The sequence below is a fragment of the Moraxella sp. CTOTU47724 genome (assembly GCF_032014955.1).
Lineage (GTDB): Bacteria > Pseudomonadota > Gammaproteobacteria > Pseudomonadales > Moraxellaceae > Faucicola > Faucicola tetraodonis.
In genome coordinates, this window is sequence record NZ_DALZSV010000077.1 from 1 (window position 1) to 8783 (window position 8783).

Annotated in this window: 7 protein-coding genes and 1 pseudogene; all 8 read left to right on the forward strand. The window is 40.2% G+C overall.

Features of this window, described 5'->3' with window-relative positions; translation table 11 throughout:
* Positions 1-297 (forward strand): annotated as a pseudogene (locus RTR63_RS10985) (hypothetical protein); the annotation flags it as partial.
* The gene (qatC, locus tag RTR63_RS10990; protein ID WP_062333038.1) at positions 290-1615 is read left to right on the forward strand and encodes a Qat anti-phage system QueC-like protein QatC; all 1326 of its coding nucleotides are present in this window, start codon (positions 290-292) and stop codon (positions 1613-1615) included. The pseudogene RTR63_RS10985 and the gene qatC, both read left to right, overlap by 8 nt.
* The gene (gene qatD / locus RTR63_RS10995) at positions 1615-2358 is read left to right on the forward strand and encodes a Qat anti-phage system TatD family nuclease QatD (protein ID WP_062333040.1); all 744 of its coding nucleotides are present in this window, start codon (positions 1615-1617) and stop codon (positions 2356-2358) included. Before qatC ends, qatD begins: the two co-directional genes overlap by 1 nt.
* 247 nt (positions 2359-2605) lie before the next feature.
* Positions 2606-2947 (forward strand): helix-turn-helix domain-containing protein, encoded by a 342-nt coding sequence (locus RTR63_RS11000; protein WP_060996132.1) that lies wholly within the window; start codon positions 2606-2608, stop codon positions 2945-2947.
* 818 nt (positions 2948-3765) lie between these two features.
* A complete protein-coding gene (locus RTR63_RS11005) occupies positions 3766-4890 on the forward strand; it encodes an AOC03_06830 family ribosome hibernation factor (protein ID WP_312524235.1) in 1125 nt (374 codons plus the stop codon).
* Positions 4891-4955: 65 nt separating this feature from the next.
* Positions 4956-6698: an alpha/beta-hydrolase family protein gene (locus RTR63_RS11010; RefSeq protein ID WP_312524236.1), complete on the forward strand. Its 1743-nt coding sequence runs from the start codon at positions 4956-4958 to the stop codon at positions 6696-6698.
* A 23-nt stretch (positions 6699-6721) separates the two neighbouring features.
* Positions 6722-7909 (forward strand): Na+/H+ antiporter NhaA, encoded by a 1188-nt coding sequence (nhaA, locus tag RTR63_RS11015; RefSeq protein WP_312524238.1) that lies wholly within the window; start codon positions 6722-6724, stop codon positions 7907-7909.
* 216 nt (positions 7910-8125) lie between these two features.
* The gene (locus tag RTR63_RS11020) at positions 8126-8638 is read left to right on the forward strand and encodes a recombinase family protein (RefSeq protein ID WP_312524240.1); all 513 of its coding nucleotides are present in this window, start codon (positions 8126-8128) and stop codon (positions 8636-8638) included.
* Positions 8639-8783 lie beyond the last annotated feature (145 nt).

Sequence of the window (8783 nt, forward strand, 5' to 3'; positions counted from 1 at the left end):
GCTAGTCAAATTTCTGATGATTTGATTATTGATTTAATGCTTAATTACACCTCAGAATACTTATTTGAAGAAATTATGCTAGATTCCAGAACATCGTTTGACAAGGCAGATACGCCAGAGAAATTTCTTGAACTAGAAAATGATTTACATGCTCTGATTGAATCTTGTGTAGATAAACATATGAGTGAACAGCTAAAAGAAAACAAAGATACACTAACCCGCAATGACATTGAAACCATCCAAAAAACCGCACTTAAAGAGATTTGGACCGAGTGGGAGGACTATCTAAATGATTGAACTATATTTTGAGACTGACCCCACTAAATTACCTAATATGTCAAGTAATGTATTACCAGTCCGGATGTTTGGCAAATCTGCACTGGAAGGTATGTACAACAGTATTGGCGGAGCTGCTTTACAAGAATTCAGAAGATTACAAGAACAGCCTGACGAAACAGCTTTTGACTTAATGATGTTATCGTTAGCAGTTACTGCCGCTGATACTTTCGTTGAACGAAACACCAGAGCAGAAGATGCTTGGTGTCGTCAATTTAAGGTTCATCTACCTTTACTAGAACCAGATTTGTGGCAACAACAAAGATCATTACTTCAAGAAACTTTACATTTTCTCAGCGGTGACTTATGGGATTTTGAATTTAGTCAAAGTGATTTTCAAATACCAAGTAAGATAACGCATCGACGAGCTCGAAAAATACACATCGATAATCATGACTCGGTTTGTTTATTCTCTGGCGGTCTCGATAGTATGATTGGAGCCATAGATTTAACACAACAAGGGAAAAAACCTGTACTAGTCAGCCATGCTTATCCAAAAGATAGGGAAAAACAGGATGATGTTTATAACAAACTTCGCCTTACTAATGCTAAATTTCAAGTCGTCGCAAACCCAAGAAAAGTAAAAGAAATCCCAGTCGATGTACAAATGAGAACACGGAGTTTTAACTTTATTGCATTTGGAGCATTGATTGCTACTGCGTTATCAAAAAACCACTATAATAATCAAACCGTTAACCTTTATATCCCAGAAAATGGGCTTATTTCGATCAATCCACCATTAACAGCTCGACGAATTGGTTCATTGAGTACAAGAACGACTCATCCCTTTTTTTTAGGAAAGCTGAACGAATTGTTCATCAATATTGGTTTACCTGTTAAGCTATTGAATCCTTACCAGTTTAAAACAAAGGGTGAGATGATAGTAGACTGCCAAAATCAGGCTTTACTGAAAAAGGTTGCCGTTGATACAGTTTCCTGTGGTAAATGGAAACGCTCAGGTATTCAATGCGGCAGATGTGTGCCATGCTTGATTAGGCGAGCTTCTTTTAATGCAGCCACTTATAATGATAATACACCATACCAATTCCCAGTTTTAAACCATGTCATCAAAAACCCCAATAATAGAGACGATTTGATGTCTATGATTGTCGCTATTCAGAGTTTAGAAAATGCTTCGAATAAAAATATTTGGGTGGCAAGGTCGGGTTCATTACCATTTGAGAAAACTGAACGTCAGAGCATTATAGATACTGTTTTAAGGGGAATGGGTGAAGTGAAAAATTATTTACAAACTCAAAATTTGGATGTAACTGTCTAATGTACCCATTGATTGATCTGCATTGCCATTTGGATTTATATGAAAATCCGCATAAAGTCGCTTCTTTATGCGATGCTTCAAGTTATATTCTATCAGTCACGACAACACCTAAAGCATGGTTCGGTACAAAGGAACTTGCAGAAAACCATCAAAGAATTCAAACAGCTCTTGGTTTGCATCCACAGATAGCTCACGAACGAAGTGATGAACTAGATTTATTTGACCTATTAGTGGACGACACAAAATATATAGGTGAAATAGGATTAGATGGCTCGCGCTCACTAAAACAATTTCAATCGATTCAACAGAAAGTTTTTGAGCATATTGTTATACAATCGAATAAGTCTACTCCTAAAATTTTAACCATTCATAGTCTTCAGGCTGTGGATAGCGTACTTGACTGTTTAAAAAATCATTTTTCAAATGGCGTACCTGTTCTACACTGGTACACAGGAAATGAAATTCAATTAAACAGAGCGATAGCTAATGGCTGTTGGTTTTCAGTAAATCAAAGGATGCTCTCAACCAACAAAGGAAAACAGCTCGTCAGCAGAATTCCCAAAAACTGCATTATCACTGAAACGGATGGCCCATTTGTTAAGAGTAAAAATCAGCCAATTTTGCCTGGCGAAGTTATGCCAGTAATCAATAGTTTATCTAAGCTTTGGAATGAACCAAGAGAGCAAGTTATTGCTAGAGTTTTCGAGAATTTTAAAAACCTTATAAGGCAAGTGACTTGGTGAACAACAATAAATCCCAAAAAATATTTTTAATTTTACCATTTATGTAGAAATACTTCAAAAATCGTTAAAAAGGGTGTCCAACTTTCGGGGTTCAGATCAAAATAAGTGGGCACTATCTCGTATTTTTTAGAATGGTGGTAGATGGGATGGTCGGATGCTTACACTGATTGTGATGTCTTACTTCTATGCAAAAAATGAACAAGAAAATATTTTGGCAAGTGAGCTTCAAAAGCTAAAAGGATAACTGATGAAAACGAATTTTCCTAAAGACTTCGATGTTGAAGCAGCGGTTCAAGCGATTATTGATGATGAACCTGATTTGATAGCAGAGCGAGACAATTTGATTGAAGCATTAAACCAAACCAAAGCAGGTATCTTTGCACGTACGACAGAAATATCAGATACGGCTCAAGTCCGCCATAAAGCGGGTTTGTCGCAAAGTCAATTTGCCAAAGCCTTAGGTATTTCTGTCAATACGTTAAAATCTTGGGAGCAAGGTCAGCGTAAACCGAGTGGCTCAGCGCAAGTCTTACTTAAATTATTAGGCAAAAAACCTGAGTTAATTGATGAGATTGCTCATTTTGCATAGTACTTGAGCCCTTCTATTAAACACCTTTTAGTGAGTGTAATCGAAAGTTTCTTATAAGCTCTGTTTAAAGATGTGTTGAACGCTGATTTATAGATAGGTTAATTTACAAAAATAGGCATAAACTTAAGAAAATAAGAAACTCTATGAAAACATCTGTTTTCCGTAGGCTAGTTCTATTATCACGCGAATCTATAATGGTATAATACTCGACAAAATTCCTTAGCGTGCAATATGACCCGAATTCTCAGATAACCCCTGGTTAAAGTGTGGCTTGTTTTTTTACACTCTACCTTATTCGATATCAGCAAAGAATTAGGGAAATATAGTCACAGAAACATAAAAGTGATACAAGGCAGGCGAACGAAACTGTACAAATAGTACTGTGAGTGAGCCTAACGCCGTAGCACTTTCTGTCTTCGAAGACTATAGCAGTCTAGCCGCTTTCGGATAAGCCAAGGCCACGTTTGTGAGTGCATTTATATCTACCCTTTGACCCAAAATTTTGTTTCTAGACATTAAGTTAGTTATAAATGGCAGATTAGGTATGAGACCATTATCGTTTATCCCAGTCTAGAACTTTTGAAATCTACGTCTTTTATAATACTCGTTTTTATTGTTCAAACGATGCTAACTATAACATTGCCATATATAAGCGATACAATATTTTACTTTTAATTCTTATTATGATTGATATAATCAAATTTTAGCTTAAATATGAAAAATAAATTCTATATTTTGCTATATTTAGAAATATATTTTCTTATTATGTTTTGTTTTTGATATTTATTTTTTATTTAATTTTAAAATGGGAGTTACACATGAATAACATCAATTTAAAAGAAACTTTTAAAACATTGCGTGGGCAAACAGGTAATCCAGCGGTTAGCGTATTTATTCCGACCCACCGTACTTTCCCAGACAATGAGCAAGACGCAATTGCCCTAAAAAACCAACTTAAAATCGTCGAAGAACGTGTCACCAATGAATACGACAAGCGTGTTGCTGCAAGTGTGATGGAAAAAATCCATGCCCAAACCGATGAGCTTGACCATAACTATAACTTAGATACGCTGGCTGTGTTTGCCACGCCTGAATCTGCTCAAGTGGTGCGTTTGCCCTTTGATGCCGCTGAGCGAGTCATCATTGGTGAAAAGTTTGCGACCCGTGACCTCATGCGTAACTTATCAGAAGGGGTTGGCTATTATGTGTTGGTAGTTACGCCTGAAAAAGCCCGTCTGATTGAAGGCGTGAATAATCGTCTGGTTAAAGAAATTAAAGGCGGTAGCGAACGTCAACAAACAATGAGCGAGTTGACCTTCCCTATTAACAACTCAACGCTACCCAACAACAGTAAAGCAGACCGTACAGGCTCATCAGACGATGATATGTACTTAAAAGAGTTCTTTAACCGTGTTGATAAAAGCTTGCAAGAGCTTTATAACAAATCACCACTACCTGTGATTTTGGTGGGTGATAGCCACAATATTGGTTTTTATGAAAAAGTGTGCGACCGCCCTGATATGATTATTGGTAAAGTCGATAATTTAACATATCTGAACGACAGCAAGCCAGAGGACATTATTGCTGGCGTTCAAGACATCGTTGAGCAAAAGCGTCAGACTCGTTACGAAACTGCCAAAGGCGACCTTGAAAAAGCTCGTAATGAAAAGATGGTGCGTACTGATTTGCAACAAATCTATCGCTCGGCGTTTGAAGGCAATGCGGTAACGCTATTGGTTCGTCAAGGTCATAGTGTGCCTGCGAAGATTGATGAGAAAGCACAGACCCTACAAGTCCAAGATGATGCTACTGCTGAGGGTGTAACCGATGATGCGGTTAGTGAAATCATTGAATTGGTTAGACATAACGGTGGTGAGGTGGTATTTGTACCCACTGAGCAAATGGATGAAAAGGAGCCGATTGCGTTGATTACTCGTTACTAATCGTCGAATCGTTTACAATGAAGGGTAGGACAATGGTCTTACCCTTTTTTTATTGAGTAAAATAGATGAATAATACGCATTTGGTCGCTCAATGGCTACAGCGACAGATTAAAGATAGTTCAGCAGTTGGGTTAATGCTGGGTTTTTTTTGTCTATATGTGTCCTATGTACCAATGTTGTTGCCACGGGTCTGGTGGTTGCAGGCAATCAGTGGTGGGATTAATGCTATCGCTGGTTATAGTCTTGGCGTTGTGTTGGGTCTTATGGGGTACTGGTTATATCGTTTATTTGCAAAACCCAGTGATAAATCAGGTATCTATTACCCAAGTTCACTGCCAATAGTGACAATGCTGGTAGGACTTATGGGTGCTATTGGGTTTGCCTGTTATCATTACCAAATTACTGCCAAGATTGCCCAACAGGTCCAGATAACACCGCCGTCATTACTTAGTGTCAGTGGGTCAATGCTCTTAAGTCTATTGATTTGGGGGTTGGTCGTGTTTATCGCTCGCTTGATAAAGCAATTGGTGTTGATGGGGGTAGAACGTGGCTTTCCACAGTTTTCTACTACCACAAAAATGAGTATGAAAGCAGGGGCTTTTTTACTACTGATTGTCGGATTGGTTACGTTAAGTCGAGATTATATCTGGCACAAAGTTGTCGAGAAAGTCGCCTATAGTGCCATGCAACTTGATATCTCTGACCCCGATGCCTTATCAGCCCCATTCTCACGGTATAAATCAGGGTTTGATAGTGGGCAAACGGGGCATAGTAATAAAGAAAAACCTGCCCAACAGTGGCAGGAGTTGGGGCATTTTGGACAACGCTTTGTCTCGCTTGGGGCGTCGCAGAAGGATATTAGCTTGCTGACAGGATTGCCTGCCAAAGAGCCGATTCGGGTATTCGTTGGTTTGAATCGTCAAGAACCTGATAAAGCGTTGTTAGAAAAAATGGTGCAGACCGCCCTTGATGAGATGGATAGAACGCAGGCGTTTACCCGCCGCTATATCGTGATACAAGGGGCTACAGGACGGGGCTGGATTGAAGAGTACAGCAGTCAGGCGGTTGAGTATTTGACCCAAGGCGATGTGGCAACGGTGGCGATTCAATACTCGTATTTACCCAGTCAATTTTCGTTTTTGTTGAATGGTGAGCTTGCCACGTTTGCCAATAGCGAGTTGATAAATGCCGTCAAACAACGTCTTGAGCAAATGCCGATTGATAAACGCCCTAAATTACTGCTTGCAGGAGAGTCGTTAGGGGCGTATGCCAGTCAATCGCTTTTTAACAATTATGATGATGTCATTAATCGTATTGATGGGGCGGTGTGGGTGGGAACGCCAAGATTTAGCCCACTATGGCAACAACTGGTGGCGAATCGGAATAAAGGTTCGACAGAAGCCTTGCCTATTATTCACAGCGGACAACATGTGCGATTTATGGATAATCCTGCCTCATTAAAACAACTGACAAATGATTGGCAGTCACCACGAATTGTATTTTTGCAGTATGCGACAGACCCTATCGTGTGGTGGTCGTCCAAGATGCTATGGCAAGCACCTGACTGGATGGCAGAACCCAAGGGTCGAGGGGTTAGTCATTTACCTAGATGGTTGCCTGTGTTAAGTTTTTGGGAATTATCTCTGGATATGCCAGCGTCTAACCAAACGCCTGCAGGATTTGGTCATATTTATGAAGATGATATCGTGTATGCGTGGGCGGCGGTACTCGATAATTCACAAGTTGACCCTAAGCAAGTGGCAGAAAGAATTGAACAGCGAATAGCATTCACAAAAGAGAATAAATAGCTATTTTTATATTAGGAGGGTCTATGAGTAATTTTCAGCAAACGCTTAAGCGGTTTTTTGCGATGGATGCAGCGGCTGGTATTGTTTTAGCCATCGCTGCACTACTGGCAATGATTGTTGCCAATTCGCCATTGCAAGAAAGCTATGAGCATTTATTGCATTTTCCGATTGCGATAAGTTTTGGTGATTTCGTGGTGAAACACCATTTGCTTCATTGGATTAATGATGGGTTAATGGCAGTGTTTTTCTTTTTAGTGGGGCTTGAGCTTAAACGTGAAATGATGGTAGGGGAATTGTCCAACCCACGCAACATCATTTTACCTGCACTCGCTGCCATGGGCGGCATGGTGTTTCCTGCCTTAATTTATTTGATGTTTAACTACCAAAACCCTGATTTTGCTAAGGGTTGGGCGATTCCTGCGGCCACGGATATCGCCTTTGCGTTGGGGGTATTAACCTTACTGGGTAGCCGAGTGCCGCTGTCGCTTAAAGTGTTTTTAACCTCAATTGCGATTTTCGATGATATTGGGGCGATTTTAATCATTGCTTTGTTTTATTCCAGTGGGTTAAACCTAGCCGCCTTAGGGGTTGCCGCTTTAACGCTTGCAGTATTGTTTATCATGAATCGTTTTAATGTCACTCGTATTTCTGCGTATGTCATTATTGGATTGGTGTTATGGGTGGCGATGCTTGAATCGGGTATTCATGCCACGATTGCTGGGGTATTGCTGGCGATGTTTATCCCAATGACTGATTCGGCAAACCCTAAAATCTCACCGTTAAAAGAACTTGAGCATGATTTGCATCATACAGTGAGCTTTTTGATTTTGCCCGTATTTGCCTTTGCCAATGCAGGGATCCATTTTGGGGGAGCGGAAGGAGGCTTTATGGCGTCACTCACCCACCCTGTGTCATTGGGCATTATCATGGGATTGCTAGTCGGTAAAATGCTGGGTGTGATGTTATTTAGTTGGCTTGGGGTTAAGCTAAAGCTCGCCAATCTGCCACAAGGCATGAACTGGGGTCAAGTAATTGGTGTCGCTGCCCTATGTGGCATTGGATTTACCATGAGTTTATTTATCGGGAGCTTGGCGTTCGCAGGATTGGAGATTAAACCGTTTGATGAGCGATTAGGGATTGTCATGGGTTCAGTTTTAGCAGGCATTATCGGTTATTTTTATCTGAATAAGACATTGCCAAAACAAACCTAGCCTTTAACTATCCTATACCTAAAATGCGTTTTTATCATTGATAGCGGTAAAAACGCATTTTTTAATTGAATAGCAAAGTGAGTTTTTTATGTTGATTGCGATTGTGGCATTTTTAGTGGGGCTAGCTATACTGGTGTGGAGTGCCAACGTGTTTATTGATGGGGCAACGGATTTGACCGTCACGTTGATGCGTTAAAAGAAATCGGCTGTGAGCGGATTTTTGAAGACAAAGCATCGGGGAGTAATTCCCAACGTAAAGGATTAGATGATTGTCTCAACTATTTGCGAAAAGGCGATGTGCTTGTTGTTTTGGATTTGGATCGGTTAGGGCGGTTAGCCAGTGACTTGATAAAGTTGATTGATGAACTGGCTGAAAAAGACATTGGCTTTAAAGCGATTAACTCACCGATGGATACCACCACACCCGCAGGTCGAGCGTTTTTACAGATTCAGGCAGCCTTTGCTGAGATGGAGCGAAATATTATACGTCAGCGAGTGAAAGAGGGGATTGCGGCTGCTAGGGCTCGGGGGCGTAAAGGTGGCAGGCCCAGAATCATGACGGCTGAGAAACTTAAATATGCCCAACATCTGATGGCTGATCAAACCAAAAGCATTCCAGCGATTTGCAGGGAGCTTGGTGATATTCCCAGTAGTACGCTATATCACTATGTAACAGCGAAAGGGGAGTTGAAGAAAGCGGGAGTGGACTTGATAAGCAAAATCGAATAATTACAGTATTTTTGAAAGTTTCTATTTTTCAGCATTCTAAAATCGATTGTTAACTAGTAGATTTAGTATTATAATGCAATGTATCATATATTAAAGGTTTGCTATGTATACGGTTGTCGAAACGGAAAGCTTTAAAGTTGAGATT